The sequence below is a fragment of the Thalassomonas actiniarum genome (genome assembly GCF_000948975.2).
GTDB lineage: Bacteria > Pseudomonadota > Gammaproteobacteria > Enterobacterales > Alteromonadaceae > Thalassomonas > Thalassomonas actiniarum.
The window spans coordinates 791,975-810,373 of record NZ_CP059736.1 but is presented as its reverse complement, the minus strand read 5'-3'; the positions used below and the strand labels follow the sequence as shown (position 1 = coordinate 810,373).

Below are 18,399 nucleotides of genomic sequence, written 5' to 3'. Positions count from 1 at the left end.
GATTAACTGCTGTATTAACTTATTGTTCCTGCTGCCATAACTTGGCGTATAAGCCTTGTTGTGCCAGCAATGCTTCATGGCTTCCCTGTTCAATAATCTGGCCTTTGTCCATCACCAGAATTCTGTCCGCATAGCGCAGGGTATTTAGCCTGTGCGCTATGCTGATTACGGTTCTTCCCTTTGTTATTGCCTGCATATTGCTCATCACCGCCGCTTCCGATTCATAATCGAGGGCACTGGTAGCTTCATCGAGCAATAAAATCCCCGGGTTGGTTAACAACGCCCGGGCCAGGGCGATGCGCTGACGCTGACCGCCGGACAGGCGCGCCCCCCGCTCTCCCACCTGGGTTTGATATCCCTGGGGCAATTCGGCAATAAAGTTGTGGGCACCACACAAGGTGGCCGCTTCGATAATTTGTTCGTCTGTCGCCTCGGGCACACAGATTTTGATGTTTTCGCTAATCGTGCCGTTATAAAGGCGGCTTTCCTGCAACACTACGCTCATGTTGCGGCGCAGCGCCACCGGGTCGGCAATCGCCAAGTCGATGCCGTCAACCAATACCTGGCCGTGTTGCGGCACATACAGGCGTTGCAGCAGCCGGGTTAAGGTAGACTTGCCCGAGCCGGACGGGCCGGTAATACCGATAAACTCACCGGGTTTAATATCCAGGTTAAGATTTTGCAGGGCTTCCTGGCCGTCGGCGCTGTAGCGAAAACGCACTCCCTGAAAACTGACACTGCCCTGCAGCGTCGGGATTGACGCCATGCCCTGGCTGCCGCTTTCGGTGTCATGATCGAGAATATCGCCAATACGCCGCAGGGAAATCAGGGTGTGCTGAAAGTCCTGCCACAGCTGGGCCAGGCGTAAAATCGGCTGGGTCACATGGCCGGAAAGCATGTTAAAGGCCACCAGTGCCCCCGGCGTTAATTCACCGTCCATCACAAGCGTTACCCCCCACCACAGCAGCAATGCCGAGGTAATTTTCTGTACCAGGCCGATGCCCTGCCCGGCAAAAATCCCTACCACCCGGGCGCCGAAGAGTGCCCGGACATAATCCGCCAGCCGGCGTTGCCACTGCTGCTGGAAGCGGCCTTCGGTGGCGGTAGTTTTAATGGTTTCTACCCCGGTGACCGCCTCGGTTAAAAACGCGGTGTTCTCTGCCCCCAGCTCATATTCCTTAGTGACTTTGGCCCGTAATATCGGCCCTACCGCCAGCCAGAACAGGAAATAGACCACCAGCGAGCCCAGCACCAGGCAGGTCAGGGTGGCGCTGTAGGCAAACATCACCGCGATAAACAAGCCGATAAAGGCCAAATCCAAGATCATGGTTAACGCAGAGCCGGTAAGGAACTGACGGATTTGCCCCATTTCCCGCACCCGGGCGATGATTTCCCCGCTCTGGCGCTGCTGGAAATAACTCAACGGCAATGCCACTAAATGTTCAAACAAACGGCTGGACAATTCACTGTTAACCTTGCTGGCCAAATTGGTAAACAGCCAGGCGCGGATAAAACCGAATAAGGGCTCGGTAATGGCCAGTGCCAGCATGGCAATACCCAGCACCTGCAGGCTCGATAAACTCCGGCTCACCAGCACCTTGTCGATCACGTTTTCAAACAGCAGCGGCGATACCAAAGGAATAAGCTGCAACAGCAGGGACACAATAATCACGCCTTTAAACTGCGCCGCATGCTTGGTAATTGACGGGATAAACCAACCAAGTCCGAATTTACGCTGACGCTCTGCCTGTCTCGGCTGTGCCAGCAGCAGCACCTGCCATTGCCAGATATCATTCAGTGTTGCCATAGAGACGGTACACTCGTCCTTGAGATCCGGGGCGTACAACCTGACTTCATCGCCGTTTATTTCCAACAGGGTTTGCCAGCCATGCCGGGTCTTGATCAACGCCGGTAAAGGCAAGCGTTCCAGCCTGGCCAGATCGCAAAATTCACTGCGGGCGCGCAGGCCAATCCATTTTGCACAACGGCTTAAATCAAATTCCCCCAAGTGACCGCTACCGAGTCGATGGGCCAGCTGTGCAGCTTCTGCTTTGATTTCAAAACTTTGTGCGGCATACACCAGGGCGTCCAGCGCCAGCTTTTGTTCATCGCCGGTGTTATTCCTTACCTCATGACGATTTTCTTGCTCATGGCGATCTTTTTGCTCATGGCGAATTTCTTGTTCAGGACTGTTATTTTGCTCATTTTGCAAATAAGTAGAGGTTAAAGTGCTCATTAGCGCTCTCCCATGGCTTCAGACTGGTATTGCTGAATCGGGCTAAGCAGATAATCAATTACCCGGCGATCACCGGTGCGGATTTCACCGTTAATGCTCATGCCCGCCTGCAGCGGCACCTGCTTGTCTTCCACCAGGATAGTGCTACTGTTAATCAAGACTTTTGCGGGAAACACCAGACCTAACTGCTCGTTTTCCACGGCATCGCGGGAAACATGCGCCACTTCTCCCTTGATGGTGCCGTAGCGGGTATAGGGGAAAGCATCGATTTTAATTTCCACGCTCTGGCCGGCATAAACAAAACCCACGTCTTTATTAAGCACCATGACTTCCGCTTCCAGCGGCACTTCATCCGGCACAATCACCATCAGTTGCTGCGCCGCCTGGACCACGCCGCCTAAGGTGTGCACCGCAAGCTGCTGTACCACGCCGTCCACCGGGGCGGTGAGGTTGTGCTGACGGTATTTTTCCCGGGCCTGTACCAGTTTTTGTTTCAGCACTGCCAGGGTGCCCTGTGACTGGCTCAACTTTTCCAGGTTTTCCCGGCGGGTTTTGGCGGTAAAGTTATCCCGCTGGTTTTCCAGGCTCTTGACCTGGCCGGCGAGCACGTCAAATTCCCCCTGTTTTTCCGAAGACAGGCGGCGTACTTCCAGCAGTTCACTTTCCAGCTGCAGCAGCTCCATCAGGGCAAACTGTTTCACGTCCGCCAGGGTTTTACTGGCTTCGAGTCGCCGCCGGGCATTGCTTTGCAATTTTTCCAGTTCATTCAGCTCGTTTTGCCTTGCCTGGCGGTCGGCCTCGTTGACCTTGAGCTGGCTGGCATAATTGTCCAGCTGGGTACTGATATCCCGCCATTCGCTGCTTAAAAAGGCACGGGCGGTATTGATTTGCTGTAAAGAGGCAGTTTCAGGCGGTACAAAAGTCGCTAAGGGCTGTTCGCTTAGCAGGGCCTGCAACCGGGCACTTTCCAGTTGCTGAAAGGTCAGTTGCTCCTGCAGCTCCCGTATTTCCGCCTGTACGCCTACCGGATTCAGGTTAATCAAGACTTCACCGGCTTTGACATGCTGGCCGTCGGCAACATTGATGGTGGTGATCTCTCCCGGCTCTGCCGCCTGCACTACTTTCGAGTTGCTGCTGACAATGAGTTTACCGCTGGCCTGGGCATGAATGTCCAGCCGGCCGATAACCGACCAGGTTAAGATAGCAAGCAGCAAGCAGGTAATGCCTATTGCTAAACGCTTGGTCCAGGGGGCGGGCGGGCGTTCGACAATTTCCAGGTAACCCGGCTGAAATTCATATTCCCGCTGGCTTAAGGTGGTTTTTGCCGGCTCGTCGCGCTGACTCTTCAGTGCCTGACGGGCGGTCTTAAGATGTGTTAACAGCATCAGGCTGCCTCCTCGTTTAAATCCAGTTGCAGCTGCCACAGGCGGGCATAAGTACCGCCTAAAGCCAATAATTGTTGGTGGTTACCCGTTTCGGTAATTTGTCCGCGCTCAAGCGTGATGATGCGGTCGCAATGTTTGACTGTGCTCAGACGATGGGCGACGGTGATCACGGTGCGGCCGCGGCAGATTTCATGCATGTTCGCCTGTATCACCGACTGGGATTCATCGTCCAGGGCGCTGGTGGCTTCATCGAGGATCAGCAGTTTAGGGTTGCCCATCAGTGCCCGGGCAATGGCGATACGCTGGCGCTGGCCGCCGGACAGGGATTCGCCCCCTTCTGAAAGCAAAGTGTCGTAACCCAGCGGCAAACGCAGGATAAAGTCATGGGCCCCCGCCAGCTTCGCCATTTTGATGACCTCATCTAAGCTGGCGGTCGGGCTTTTTAAGGCTATGTTGTCGCGCACGCTACGGTTGTACAGGTAGTTTTCCTGCAGCACCACACCGATTTGGCTGCGCAGGTAATGCGGGTCAAGATTGTCCATCGGCATGCCGTCAAGCAGGATTATTCCCTGCTGCGGGGTATAGAGTTTCATTAATAACCGGGTCAGGGTCGACTTGCCCGAGCCCGACGGACCCACGATACCTATGCTTTCCCCGGGATGTACCGTCAGGTTTAAATACTGAATGACCGGCTCACTGCCATCGGCTTGATAGCTAAAACCCAGGTTATGAAAATGGATATCGCCGCGCAGCGGTACATCCGGCACCCGCTTGCCCTGCTCCTGCTCCACCGGCAAATTCAGCATGTCGCCGAGTTTGTCCACCGCCACCCGGGTCTGGACAAACTGCTGCCACAAATCAATCAGTTTGGCGATAGGCTGCAATACATGGGAGACCATCATGTTAAAGGCAATCAGCTGGCCTATGGTCATTTCCAGCGACATCACCATATTGGCCCCTATCCAGATGACTCCGACGGAGGTCACCTTTTGCAACAAGGTCACGCTTTGTGATATCTGGTTATTAATCACCTGGGTATTAAAACCGGCCTGGACCATCTCCTGGGTTTGCGTTTCCCAGCGGCGCTGCATTTTGGGCTCTATCGCCAAACTCTTTAAGGTTTCACTGCTGCTGACGGTTTCATTTAAAAAGGCGCTGTTGGCGGCCGAGGTTTGAAACTGGCGTTCGATTTTCTCCTGCAGCGGCTTAGTGCTAAGCCAGGCAATCAAAAAATACAAAGGTAAAGTCGCCAATACCAGTAAGGTTAACATCGGCGATAACCAGTACATCACCGCAAAAAAAACCAGGGTGAACACCACATCAACTGTCAGGGTCAGCATAGAACCGGTGAGAAAATCGCGGATACTGTCCAGCTCCTGCACCCGGGTAATGATGGCGCCGATCTGTCGCTGCTTAAAATAGGTTAACGGCAAGCCCAGCAGATGGCGAAAGAGCTTTATGCCCAGGCCGATATCAATCCGGCTGGAGGTATGGACAAAGATATATTCCCTAAGCCCCTTAAGCACCACTTCGAAAATGCCGACGGCAACCAATACCACCACCAGCACATCCAGGGTGGCCAGTGCCTGATGTACCAGCACTTTATCCATCACCACCTGAAAAAAGAGCGGTGTGACCAGGGCTAACAGCTGCAGCATCAAGGAAAACAGGATAACCTGGCTAAAGAGCTTGCGGTGGCGAATAAATTCAGGAATAAACCAGCTGACATCAAAGCGCATCGCCGGTCCGGCTAAGGTAATAACCTCACCGCCCCAGCTTTGCTGTAACTCTTCCAGGGAAAGCTGACTCGGGGTCGGCTTGTCGGTGAATTGTACCAGGGCATGCTCCTGAGACAATTTAACCAGGAGCGCAAATTTGCCGGACTTATCGCGATAAACCAGAGGCAGGTTGTCTTTACTCAGTTTTTTATGTGTCAGCTTAGCGAGCTTGACGGAAATCTTTTGTGCACTATTGAAGTGTTTTAACTGAGCCTTAAAAGGTAACCGGGCATATTCGCTGACAGGATATTCAGTCATAGGCACTGACTGTAATTGCATCAATAAAGTCAAACAGCTGAATGCTGATTCGACTTCACTTTCTGTATATCTATTCAATGTAGACATTCATCTTACCACGCTTAAAAACTGCTACCGCCAAATCTGCATTGACGTAATTTCAAGACGGCACTTTTACGCACCGCTAAAAAGAGCATCGATTATTCATGATAAAAGTGAGATCTGTTTGTTTATTACTCTCAAATCTTTTTCAGAGATCTTTATTTTTCTTTTTTGTTCGTAAAGGAGTAGAAAACATTACCTGATTGTGATAGCAAAACCTTGTTAAAGGAGGGGGTGGGCCCACGATGGTATTGATCTTTTCTAAATTCCGGGCAAGGTGCCCGTTCAGCCCATTGAATTTATATTCAAAATATATGCAGCTTTACCCTTGCGGTAAGAGGTGTGACCACAACTTGTTATATTGGCCTTTTCCCAGTTGTGATACTGCGATTATGTCACGCCAGGGGAAAAGATCTTTTTATGCTTCTGATCCGTTTTTCGGTATCGCAGATAATATTATTGTTTTAAGTGGTTATTTTATGTGAGTGTGTTGCTGCCGTCGTTAAGATAAAAACGTCAGGACGATAAAGACTTAACCCTGGAGGAGAGAAGCACTCGGGAACAGGGCAGTCCGGTTATCCTATATCAGCATGGGAAGCGGGCAGCATGTTCGTTTGTAGTTAAATAGTATAATGATCACCGTGATATCACTGATAAAGACCTGACTTTGCGCCAAAAGTGATGCCGAGCGATGACAATGCTCAATGGCAAGTATCAGGAAGGCATGATTTATAAAGGCTTACTGGCAATTGCCAAAGTGATGAAAGTTGCGGTATCAACAAGAAGCAATCAAACAAGTTATAGCAATTGCATTAAGTAGGTGACCAAAATTCGGTGAGGATAAATTTTCAAGAACAAGGCGTTTGATTGACTAATAGCAAGCTATTGTGATTGAAAACAACGCTGGACTTGGAGATTTAGACCACCGAAGATGGTTAGACATTTAATAAAATTGGTATTATTGTTCATCCGTTAAATAGCCTGAAGTTTACCTGGCCTGCACAGATTAAATGCCCGGGTGGCTATTTACGATAAAGTCAAATGCTTGAAGATACTGATAAGGAAGATCCGGGTGACAGTTGTCGAACGGTTTGTCAGGCATCCCTGCCCTGGATTTCTGATTTGTTTAAAAAATAAACTCTTGTATATCAGGAAGAGGAAACTTGATTGATTATCGCGGATAGCTCGGCGGCGCGTTGCTCGATAGCAGACCAGTTTTCGTGAGATTTGGCTTTTTCCAAGGCTTGGTCCAATTCCACTTCAGATAAAGATAATACCTCTTTCGCAGCATCATAAGGTGATGTCCCTTGCTCTATTTTCCTGAGGTCATAACCAAGCTGTTTTAATATATCGATAACCGCGGCGCCGGTTTCTGCAAACATGCCCGAATAAAAATATGCAAAACCGGTTAACGGGCTGTATTTTTTGCTGAAAAAATCTTCAGATACATAAGTTTTTTGTTTTTCTGAGGCAACTAAAGCCCGCTCTAAAGTGGTGATCAAAAAATGTTGGCTGCCAAGTTTAGCCTCGTAATAAGATGATAATCCACCAGCTAAGGACATGCTGCTATCTAGAGAGATCTCTTCGCGACGAACAGCAACATATTGTGCCAAAATGTCTTTTAACTGCTCGACAGTTAATAATAGCGGTGCTTTTTCTGTGCCCCAGTATGGCTTTTTCCCTTTTCGGACAAAGACGTGAGGAAATGCTTTGAGTAACTCCAGACTTAGCAACTTTAAGGTTAAGACTTCCCCGGTTAAGGGATATGCATCATTAAAGTCGCTATTAGCCAGTGACGGCCAGTTGTTATTTTGATGCAAGGCAAAGGCATTGCCGGCAAAGGTAGCAATATTATCTTTGTCAGATTTATAATAGGTTGAAACGACATAAATATTATCATTGATGTCATATTGCTTGTCAGCCCTATTGTCAAATGCTGCAAACAAGTCTCCGTCGTAACGCCAGGCGGATAAGCCTGAGTTCTCATTTTCTCCCAGTATTTGCCCGCCTTCGATCTCGTTAACAGGATTAACGATAAAGCCACTGACGGGCCTGGAAACGCTTTCCTGGCGGATAAGGTACTGAGCGATACTCGCATAATCGAAACCTGGCCATATAGTCGCGGTATTCTTATCGGCTATGGCTTTAACTTGTGCCAGAACTTCAATATCCGTTTCTGTTGCCAGTGTCGTTGTTTCAGGTGTTGTCGCCGTTACCGGAGCTGTTGAAGTGCTCGATGTTCCGGCTGACGTTTCTGTCTCTGTTGATTGTATCAAGGCTTTGGGGGTAATGAATTGAGGCTGCTCATCTGTGGATGATGAACCTCCACAACCTGTTACTGCCGCGCCCAGCACTATAAAAGAAACATACCGGGGTAACCGTTTTATCTTCATATTCATCTTTCAACTTCTCCTGTGACTTGCTTCATATCTCAATGTTGTCAGCATAAGGAGTTGATAGGCAAAAACCAGCGAATAAAGGAGTATTCAGAAGTTTTCAGAAACTAAAATTTCTTTATTTTTATACCCTTGTTATATTTTTCTCATAAAGCAGGGCAGCTTGCTGCTACCTTGCTATTAAGCGCGGTAAGCCTGGATTGATTCTCTCTGATAACTTGCTCTGCTTTTTCCAAGGACAGCTGCAATTTTTTGGTTTGCATTATCGGGGCAAGCAAGGGAATATTTTGCCAACCGGAGCAGATCGCCGGATTTTTATTGCAGCCATCAATTAAATGAACTTCTGCGGAGGCGAAATCATCGCTGAGAATATAATAACTCGCCAGTACCTGGTTAATATAAGGTATTTCATCCCATTGTAACTCTATGACTTGCTCCTCTACAGAGGCAAGCAAGTCGTCTGTGTTCTGCCCTTGCTGTCTGGCAAGCTGGCTTTTTAAGACGACTTTCGCAACCTCTATAAAAGCGGGCTCGTTAAAGCTTGCCCAAGCTTGTTCAAGTTTCTCCATGGCAGCATCAACCTGTTCATATTCACCTAAAGCCAAGCGGACGGTGAAGACAAAAATAATAGGGTCGATAAAGCTGTCCTGCCCTAACACGCCTTTACGGTACTCCTCATACCATGGCGCATATGCAGGCAGGTTGTTTTCGTTGAGCATCCTGACATAAAACAGCCATGGCGGACGCCAGTCCCTGCTTTCTACCGAGGTAAGCAGCCCTTGCCACTTATCAACCTGTGTTGGGTTAGCCAGGGCATTATTGATCAGGGCCATTGCACCATAGAGGTCATCATTACAAATTAACTTATCAAGATCACGGGAAAGTAAATTGATGGCTTCCGGGAAGTCCCCCTGCATAAGCAGCCAGTTATAAAACAGATAATATATGTTGGTTGAAATATAATTCTCATGCTTTAAATCGGTATAAATTTGGCCAAACTCCTGCCTGCGCTTGCTTGATAACAATAACTCAAGATAAAAATAGGTATTATCCTGAAAGTCTTTATCCTGGCGATAAACCTTTTCAAAGTGTTTTAGCGCCGATGTTAATTCATCAAGCTCGTAATGTAATAATCCCTGGATGTAAGTGACAAAAGGATCTTGCTCAAGATATTCCAGCAACTGAAAGGCAATGGAGACGCTCTCTTTATTTGCCAGGTAAAATGCTGCCGCAACCAGGGAATAATTGCTTTGGCTGTAATGGGATAAAAGGTAATTAACGCCGGTATGCAGCTGTTTGTCATCGAAACTTTCAATCTGGTAAAAGGCATATAAGGTTTCAATAAAGTAATACTTGGCTTTTTTTTGTTGCTCGTTCAGGCTGTATTTTTCAATTGCCTCCCGAATCGACTGACGGGCAGTTTGTAAACGCTCCGTTTGGCCAAATGATAAAGAAGCTAAAGCCTGAGCTTCTTGGTTTTCTCTTAACAACCCGGCAATACCGGAATTTCCCTTGTCCAACATAGGGTCGTCAAAAACAGCCAATAAATGATGGGTAAATTTTTCCAAATCGGCTTTCTGGGTTATTTTATCGACCGGCTGAACAGACAAATATGCCAGGCGTGAGGGTTTACCAACAAACACCAGGTTTAAAATGGCTTTTTGAACCGGCAAATATTGCACGACTAATTTATGTTGGTCCCCCATCTGATCCAATTTTGACAGGAGGTTTTCGGTACTGGATAACCTTGTTTTTTCCATGTTTGAATCTAAGACAACTTTTTGCTGGTAATGACTGAATATTTGCCTTTGTTGTTCACTGATCTCGACAATATCATCAATAATGACCAAGCGGCCTTTGCTTGGACTCATATTCTTTGTCGGTTGGCTTATGCTTGCGACCCAAGAGATCTTTATGACGGCTACCATGACGATCATCATGGTTGCGATAATGGCCAACATCAGGCGCCAACGGCGTGTGTTTAGCTTATTGCACACAAGGGCGGTAATGCCTGTTGACTCTTGTGGTACGGCAGGCAATTCCATATTCTCATCACCAGACAGCGCCGGTACAGAGCCTTCCATTTGATCATCAATCTTAACTAATAGTTGATAACCGTGACGGGGAACCGTTTTGATATAGCTTTTTCCCGAATCCCCTTCAAGCGCCATACGCAGGTTACGTATGGTTTGATATACCACGTTATTTGTCGTGAATTCATTTTGCCAGACTTCTTCCTTTATCTTAGATAAAGAAATAATTTCGCCCGGGCAGGATGCAAAAAGCTGTAATAATTTAAAGGTTGCGAGATTAAGCTCTACCTTTTCATCATCACTGACAATACAATGGCTCTGTTCGTCTATCAGCCACTTGCCTACTGTGTTGTTCAATCTTATTTCCTTTAATGCCGTGCACAACAAATTATCCCGCCACTTTTGGGACAAAAGTTAGTATTTTATTCAGTCATATTCTTCAGCGGAAAAATTCGATGAAACGGGCCGGGATAAATGTTTATCAGCCAACCCGTCGTAATCATTAACAGGATAAAATAGCCGATATCGGGTAAATTGCGATAATACTCACCTGATCAGATAGATATTTTAACTCCTTGAGATCATCAATTAGTATACAAGATTTCCCCATCAAACAACTCCTACCTGCTCGGGAAAACTAAAAATAGTAAATGAAATGACACTGTTATTTACTGCTTGGCTACAGGGCACAATTGCGCCACCTGACGATTAAGTTGAATAAGTTTGCCTTGATTGCCTTTAATGGCTTTATTCGCCTGTTTGATTGCCGCTTGTAATTTATCGGTTTGTATCACAGGCTTAAACAAGGAGATATGCTGCCAACCTAAACAAAGCGCAGGATTTGCCTTACAAGCCTCCAGTAAATGAACTTCTGCTTCATCGAAATCCCTGGAAAGCATAAAATAACTGGCCAATACTTGTCTGATAAGTGAACCTTGCAGCAGTGTAAATGCTCTTACCTGAGGTTCTATCTCGGCAATCACATCATCTATTGCCTGGTTTTGTTGCTTGGCGATGTGACTTTGTATCAGTGCCTTGATTATGGCCACGACAGCAGGGTCAAAAAGGTTTATTTTAACTTTTTCTAATGTCGTTAATAATTTGTTTGCTTGCTCATATTCACCTAACACCAGATGTGCCATTAAGGTAATAATAAGCGAATGCATGCGGCTTTCCTGCCCTATCACATCTTTGATGTATGATTGATACCAGCTAAGATATGATGCCAGATCATTATTGTATAAAGCCCTGACATAAACTAACCATGGAATATGACGGTTTCTATTGTTGACGGCAGTAGCCCGAGATTGCCATAACATTGCTTTTTCATGATTTATCAAAGAATTATTCAACAATGCCATCGCACTGTATAAGCCATCGCTACAGCCCATGACCGTATCGTAGCGGGCAATAAAATCTATCGCTTCAGAAAAACTGCCTTTAGAAAGCAACCAGCTAAAAAGCATGTCATAAAGGTCGTTGCCGATATAATCACTTTGTGCCAGATCTGAGTATATCCGCTCAAGTTTAGCGTTTTGCTTATATTTCTTTAACAGCCAGATATAATATGCGGCATTGTCCTCAAAGGCTTTGTCCATTTTATACACGGCTTCAAAATGGTTTAATGCCAAATAAGTTTCCCCCAGTTTTAAGTGCAACATACCTTTGATGGCCTGAACAAAACTGTCTTGTTGTTGATTTTCTAATAATTGATAGGCTAATTGGGTATTGCCTATATGTGCCAGATATAAAGCAGCCGCAACCACTGAAAAGTTGCTTTGGCTGTAATTTTTCAATAAGTAATTGACGCCTTTATATAAACGTTGGGCATTGTAGTGCTCTATTTTATAAAACGCATATAAGGCTTCGATAAAATAATATTTTGCCTGTTTTTGTTGTTCATTGAGGCTGTTTTTTTCTATGCTCTGGCGAATAGTGTACTGTGCCGAGTGCAAACGTGCTGGCGGGCTATAAGTTAAAGAAAGCAAAGCTTTGATTTCTTTAACTTCTGTCAATAGGCCGGTAATGCCTGTTTTTTCATACTTAATGTTCGGTTCATTAAAAATATCCAGCATCTGCTGGTAGGGCTGTGCACGCTTTTGTTCGAACAGCGTTTTATCAAGTGAAGTTATCGACAGATGCACTAAACGTGAAGCATGACCGGTAAAGACTAAATTCAACACAGCATTTCTTTGTGGCATATACTGCACAACCAACTTATTTTCCTTGCCCGAGCGAGCTAATTTTGACAGCAAGTTTACCGTGTTGGATGTGCTTTCTTCAGATAACTTTAAATCTTCTTTAATGCTCTGACTATAGCGCATGAACGCCTGGTTTTGCCGTTCACTTATTCCGGCACCTGGCGAAATAACAAGCAAATGACCATTGTTAGTGTTATCTGCCGGCTTATCAATCGCTTGCTGCGGGGTGATGTTTGTCAACCATAACATGGCAAAAAAGATGATTATCACCATAATCATCATAATATTAGAAAACAAGCCCGTAGTGAAAAATAGTCGCTTTTGCGCTTTGTTTTCCTGTGCTCGTCCGGTTGCCGGCAGCTCTGCTGTTTTTTCTCCCGAAGCAGGTGTCTCTGATATTTTTTCTATTTTCACCGATAGCTGATAACCATGGCGGGGAACTGTTTTGATATAACTTTGTGCGTCCTCCCCTTCCAGCGCTTTTCGTAAACCCCGAATGGTCTGATATACCAGGTTATCTGTGGTGAATTCGGTTTGCCATACCTGTTCCTTTATCTTAGATAAAGGAATGACTTCTTTTGGACAAGAGATAAAAAGTTGCAACAATTTAAAACTTGCCAGGTTTAGCTCTATTCTTTCCTCGCCAGCGATAATAGTTCGCGTTTGTTCGTCAACCAGCCACTTGCCGACTTTGGTTTTCAATGCTTATTACCTATACATGCTATGCACAATCAACAGTCTCATTAAGATCAGAATTAAGGAGAATCACAGTGTTAAATTTATAACCAGGTTAATGTTAATCTTGTCTAAAGGGGCGATTATGTATTAAGACTATGCCCTATAAAATAATCGTCTGATAGTGTCGCTACCCGATAAACAGGGGGAGAGATTTAAAAGAGCCGACAAAATACACTACCTTTATGACACTAATATGACACTCGTATTATTCAAATTATAACTAACCCCGCCTCATCCGGACCGTACCTTTGTATATTATATTTCAAAATAAAATATTATTAGCTCCGGCGGCATTGCATATCTTGCCATTTTGACGGAAATGGAAAGTAGCAGACATCATATTTGCAATCCGGGAGAAAAACAGAGAGCTTTTGAGCAAAGCACCGCCGGACACCATGCAGACAGAAGGGCTAAGGTATCATGCAATGCATTCTCCCCGCTTAAAATCATTTTAATTTCACCGTAAAACCATCAACTATGCTTATGGGGTAACCCATTAACTTAAATAAAAACCTTATGGCAGCTCATGGCAAATCTGTTGGATTAAACACATAATGGCAAGGCAATATTCCATTATCGGCTGTGGCATGATCAATCCGCTTGGCATAGGTGCACCTGCGGTGAGTGCCGCTGTCCGTGCAGGTATTTGTCAGTATCAGGAAACCGATATTTTATCAAAAGATTACCAGCCATTTAAAATGGCCCTGGTGCCTCCCGAATGCCTGGTTGCATTAACCGGAGCAGCCAGCCGGGGCAAGTCTTGTTATTATCAGCGCCTGATACAGCTGGCCAGTGTTGCGATTTTCCAGATCCATCACCAGCTGGACAATGCCCGGCCTTTACCCTTGATGCTGGCGCTGCCCTCTGAGCACAATATGGCCGCGGATCTTGATGGCGATGCCTTACTGTTAGATATCGCCCGGGAATGTGCAGACATCATAGACTTTGGCGCCAGCCGATGTTTTCGCCTCGGCAGGGCCGGGGGAATTGCCGCTTTTCAGGCTGGTCAGGCACTGATAGAGTCGGGCGCGTCTGACACTGTAGTTATCGGCGGCGTAGATTCTTACCTGGACTTGATGCAACTGAGCTTACTTGACCAGCAACAAAGGCTGCTGACCGCCAGCGGCATGGACGGTTTTGTTCCCGGTGAAGGGGCGGCATTTTTTGCTTTAAACCATAAACAAAGCCAAAAAATCACTATGGGCCCACCGGGTTTTGCCAACGAGCCGGGCCATATCTACAGCAAAGACATTTGTCTGGGAGACGGTCTGAGTAACGCAATACGAACCGCCCTGACCGGGATAAAACAACCGGCAAAAACAGTTTTCTCCAGCTTTAACGGCGAACACGCCAATGGCAAGGAATGGGGCATCGCCTTAAGCCGCAACAGCCAAAATATCGATGAAAACTTTAACATGGTGCATCCGGCTGACAGTTACGGTGATCTGGGCGCAGCCACGGTGCCGACCCTGATGATATTAGCCTACCTCGGATTACTCAGAGGACATTATAACTCCCCCCTGGTGATCTGGAGTGCATCCGATTTTGCTGAACGCGGCGCTATCATGATGGCAATAAATGATGAACCTCCCGGCGCTGACTGTCATGCCTCAAGCAATAAAACGCTATAACCGTCATTTGTTATTTGCCCGGCAATAAAGCTGACTTAAAAGGAAATAGCGAACATCAAGCTGCTAACCCCTTACCTTACTGGTTAGCGCCGCCATATAAAACTTGAGCGGACCATCTAGCTGCTCAAGCGTTAATTGCCCTGGTTCACTGCAACAATGCATAGCTAAGGCATAACCGTGCAAATAGTCCACCAACAGATCCAGTGCATCTTTCATATCCTGCTCGTTAAGCGCAAGCGGTGTTAATGCGAGTGAAAAACGTTTGGCAAATACCTGGGCCGGCCCTATGGTTGTCATCGATAACAGGGTCTCCATCAAACCGGCATGATCGCTAAGAAGTGCCAGGTAACTCTTGCACAACAGCGCCAATTCTTGTTGCCAGTCAGCAGAGCCCCGGGGTTCATAAATATCTTCAATCAGAGAAACCGTGATCGCTTCGAGCAGACTGGCCTTATTCGAAAAATAGTAGTAGATTGCCATAGCGTCTACCTTCAGTGATGATGCTAACTGTCTGATACTTGGGGTTTTACTATTTTCCAGCATCAGAGATTTCGCTTGTATGATAATACTCTCCCTGCTCAGTCCAGCTCCTTTTCCAGCAGGGCGTCCCCGTTTCTTATCCTTGACATTCATTTCATTACCTCGTTAAACTATTAATTCTACAGTGTAGAATTTTATATTAAATCCCCTTTTTTGCCAAGTGAAACAGAGACAGTAGGAGTTACCATGTCAAATATCGTCTATATCGCAACCAGCCTTGATGGTTATATCGCAGATAAAAACAATCAAATCGGCTGGTTGCATGAGATCCCCAACCCTGAAGGTGATGATCTGGGTTTTAATGATTTTATCGACAACATTGATGCCCTGGTCATGGGCCGCAACACCCTTGAGATGGTGCTAAGTTTTGATTGTGACTGGCCCTACAGCAAACCTGTTTTCGTCCTTAGCAATACTATGACCCAAGTACCACCGGGGTATGAAGAAAAAGTTTTCCTGGTAAAAGGAGAATTAAAAGCGATCGTAAAAGATTTGAACGAACAAGGATTTAATAACCTGTACATCGACGGCGGCGTAACCATTCAAAACTTCCTGAAGGAAGATATGATAGATGAACTGATCATTACCACTATCCCTGTGCTTCTTGGCGGCGGCATTCCGTTGTTTGCCGATCTGCCCTCTCCGTTAAAGTTTATACATGTAAAGGCGCAAAGGTATTTAAATTGCCTGGTGCAAAACTATTTTATCAGGCAAAAATAGAACAGCTTTCCAAGTCACATTTGCCCGCAAAAGCAGTTATAAGCCAACAAAATCATCATGAATTGAAATTTCAGATATGAAAAAGGGATCCATAAGATCCCTTTTTAGCTATCCGCCTCGCTTAAAAAAGAAGGCGGTCAACTATGAATAGCACTATAGCAATAATACTCTCCACGGCTGATTAAATATCTTTCACACCCATGTTGTATAAGGTGAAACCGAAAATATCAGCATATTGATCAATGGTTTTGCTGATAGGCGTACCGGCGCCGTGTCCTGCATCGGTTTCAATACGGATCAGCGTCGGGTTGGCTCCGGCCTGTTTTGCCTGCAATTCAGCGGCAAACTTAAACGAATGCGCCGGAACAACACGGTCGTCGTGATCGCCTGTGGTCACTAAGGTAGCAGGATATTGGGTACCGGCTTTAACATTGTGTACCGGAGAATAACCCAACAAGTATTCAAACATTTCTTTGTTATCATCAGACTTACCGTAGTCGTAGGCCCAACCGGCGCCCGAGGTAAAGGTGTGGTAACGCAGCATGTCCAATACGCCTACCGCCGGCAGCGCCACTTTAAATAACTCGGGGCGTTGTGTCATCACTGCTCCCACTAACAGGCCGCCGTTAGAGCCGCCCATTACCGCCAGCTTTTCCGATGAAGTAATGTTTTTCTCGATCAAATAATCTGCCGCAGCAATAAAGTCATCAAAGACATTTTGTTTTTGCAGCTTAGTACCGGCATTATGCCATTTCTTACCGTACTCTCCGCCGCCGCGTAAGTTGGCAACGGCATAAACGCCGCCAAGTTCAAGCCAGGCGGCACGGGTTGAGCTAAAGCTAGGCTGCAGGCTGACATTGAAACCGCCGTAACCATATAAAATGGTCGGGTTGCTGCCGTCTAATTTAATGCCTTTTTTATGGGTGATGATCATCGGCACCTTAGTACCGTCTTTTGAGGTATAAAAGACTTGCTTCGATTCAAAATTATCACTGTTGAAATTCACTTTTGATTTTAAGTGAACAGCAGACTCGCCCGAGGCAACATCCAGGCTGAAAATAGTGCTGGGTGTTTTTTGGTTACTAAAGGAATAATAAATTTTATCCTGAGTCTTTTTACCGTCAAATCCCCTGGCGCTGCCAACTTCGGGTAAGGCGATATCCCGTATTTTGTTGCCTTCAAGATCATACTGCTGAATAAAAGAGGTGGCATCTTTCATGTATTTAGCAAATAAATAGCCGCCACCGGTAGATACAGACAAGACATTTTCCGTCTCAGGAATAACGTCTACCCAGTTTTCAGGCGCCGGATTAAGGGCATTCACTTTAACCACACGTTTATTGGCGGCATTCATATTGGTGATCAGTAATAACTCGTCACCGTTACTGCTGACAAAGTCAGTGTCGGAATTGGTGTTATCCACCACAGGAATCAGTTTAGCGTTCGCTTTGATTAAGTCTTTAATAAAAACCTTGTTGCCGGAAGTTGAAACTGATGCCGAAACTAACAGGTATTTACCGTCTTTGGTGACCTTACCGCCGACATAACGGTGCTTTTCGGCTGCTGTGCCGCCAAAAACAACCACATCTTGCGACTGGGGTGTACCTAACTTATGGTAATACAACTTGTGCTGGTCGGTTTTCGCCGACAGCTCACTGCCTTTTGGCTTGTCGTAGCTTGAATAATAAAAACCTTCGTTACCGACCCAGGATATGCCGCTGAATTTAATATCAACCAACTCAGTTTCGATCACTTCTTTGGTTTCGGTATTCACCACCCGAGCTTTACGCCAGTCGCTGCCACCTTCGGAGATCAGATAAACCGCAAGCGAGCCGTCTTCGCTAAATTCAATATCCGCTAAGGAAACGGTACCGTCTTCACTAAAGGCATTGGGATCAAGAAAAACTTCTGCTTCCATGCCCTCTTTTTCGCGATACAAAACATATTGATTCTGCAGACCGTCATTTTTAAAGAAGTAGTTGTAATCCCCTTCAATGAACGGCATGCCTACTTTTTCATAATCCAATAAAGCAGACAAGCGGGTTTTAATTTTTTCGCGGTAAGGGATATTATTGAGGTAACTAAAGGTGGTTTTGTTTTGCGCCTTCACCCAGTCAGCGGTTTCCGCACTCATGTCGTCTTCCAACCAGCGGTAGGAATCAACCACTTTAGTGCCGAAGTACTCATCAACCACATCGATTTTTTTCGTCACCGGGTAGGTAATATTTTGACTTGAATGAGATGCTTTAGCGATAGATGTTTCTGAGGCGCTTGGAGAGTTTGACTGGCTGCAGCCAGCCAGAGACAAGGCGAGTGCTACCGCCGAGCTTAAAATCAAGTGTTTGCTTTTCATATGTTACCAAAAGGTTAGTTTTGTATTGCGCTCCATGATATTGGACTAT

The 18,399-nt window shown here is 46.2% G+C and carries 10 protein-coding genes; 2 read left to right on the top strand and 8 right to left on the bottom strand.

Translation table 11 applies throughout. The features are described 5' to 3' along the window. Positions 1-19: 19 nt before the first annotated feature. The 6 genes from SG35_RS31730 to SG35_RS31705 all read right to left on the bottom strand — a co-directional run bounded on the left by SG35_RS31730 (position 20) and on the right by SG35_RS31705 (position 13,070). Positions 20-2,236, bottom strand: coding sequence for a type I secretion system permease/ATPase (locus SG35_RS31730; RefSeq protein ID WP_084692509.1), 2,217 nt, complete (start codon positions 2,234-2,236; stop codon positions 20-22). Next, positions 2,236-3,621 (bottom strand): HlyD family type I secretion periplasmic adaptor subunit, encoded by a 1,386-nt coding sequence (locus SG35_RS31725; protein WP_044831147.1) that lies wholly within the window; start codon positions 3,619-3,621, stop codon positions 2,236-2,238. Before SG35_RS31725 ends, SG35_RS31730 begins: the two co-directional genes overlap by 1 nt. Next, positions 3,621-5,744 carry a peptidase domain-containing ABC transporter gene (locus SG35_RS31720; RefSeq protein WP_044831146.1) on the bottom strand — a complete coding sequence of 708 codons (2,124 nt, stop codon included), beginning with the start codon at positions 5,742-5,744 and terminating at the stop codon, positions 3,621-3,623. Before SG35_RS31720 ends, SG35_RS31725 begins: the two co-directional genes overlap by 1 nt. 1,142 nt (positions 5,745-6,886) lie before the next feature. Then, positions 6,887-8,137, bottom strand: coding sequence for a hypothetical protein (locus tag SG35_RS31715; protein WP_044831145.1), 1,251 nt, complete (start codon positions 8,135-8,137; stop codon positions 6,887-6,889). Positions 8,138-8,280: 143 nt separating this feature from the next. After that, positions 8,281-10,524 carry a winged helix-turn-helix domain-containing protein gene (locus SG35_RS31710; protein WP_044831144.1) on the bottom strand — a complete coding sequence of 748 codons (2,244 nt, stop codon included), beginning with the start codon at positions 10,522-10,524 and terminating at the stop codon, positions 8,281-8,283. A 311-nt stretch (positions 10,525-10,835) separates the two neighbouring features. Continuing rightward, complete coding sequence (locus SG35_RS31705) at positions 10,836-13,070, bottom strand: winged helix-turn-helix domain-containing protein (RefSeq protein ID WP_053042811.1); 2,235 nt, start codon at positions 13,068-13,070, stop codon at positions 10,836-10,838. Between the two features lie 590 nt (positions 13,071-13,660). Between SG35_RS31705 and SG35_RS31700 the strand changes: the two genes are divergently transcribed. Next, positions 13,661-14,737: a beta-ketoacyl synthase N-terminal-like domain-containing protein gene (locus tag SG35_RS31700; protein WP_152646482.1), complete on the top strand. Its 1,077-nt coding sequence runs from the start codon at positions 13,661-13,663 to the stop codon at positions 14,735-14,737. Between the two features lie 63 nt (positions 14,738-14,800). Here the strand turns inward: SG35_RS31700 and SG35_RS31695 are convergent, their stop codons facing one another. Beyond that, the gene (locus SG35_RS31695) at positions 14,801-15,370 is read right to left on the bottom strand and encodes a TetR/AcrR family transcriptional regulator (RefSeq protein WP_044831142.1); all 570 of its coding nucleotides are present in this window, start codon (positions 15,368-15,370) and stop codon (positions 14,801-14,803) included. A gap of 93 nt (positions 15,371-15,463) precedes the next feature. Between SG35_RS31695 and SG35_RS31690 the strand changes: the two genes are divergently transcribed. Continuing rightward, positions 15,464-15,997 carry a dihydrofolate reductase family protein gene (locus SG35_RS31690; RefSeq protein WP_044831141.1) on the top strand — a complete coding sequence of 178 codons (534 nt, stop codon included), beginning with the start codon at positions 15,464-15,466 and terminating at the stop codon, positions 15,995-15,997. A gap of 181 nt (positions 15,998-16,178) precedes the next feature. On the opposite strand, the gene SG35_RS31685 is transcribed toward SG35_RS31690, so the two are convergent. Next, positions 16,179-18,350 (bottom strand): prolyl oligopeptidase family serine peptidase, encoded by a 2,172-nt coding sequence (locus SG35_RS31685; protein ID WP_044831140.1) that lies wholly within the window; start codon positions 18,348-18,350, stop codon positions 16,179-16,181. Between the last annotated feature and the right edge of the window lie 49 nt (positions 18,351-18,399).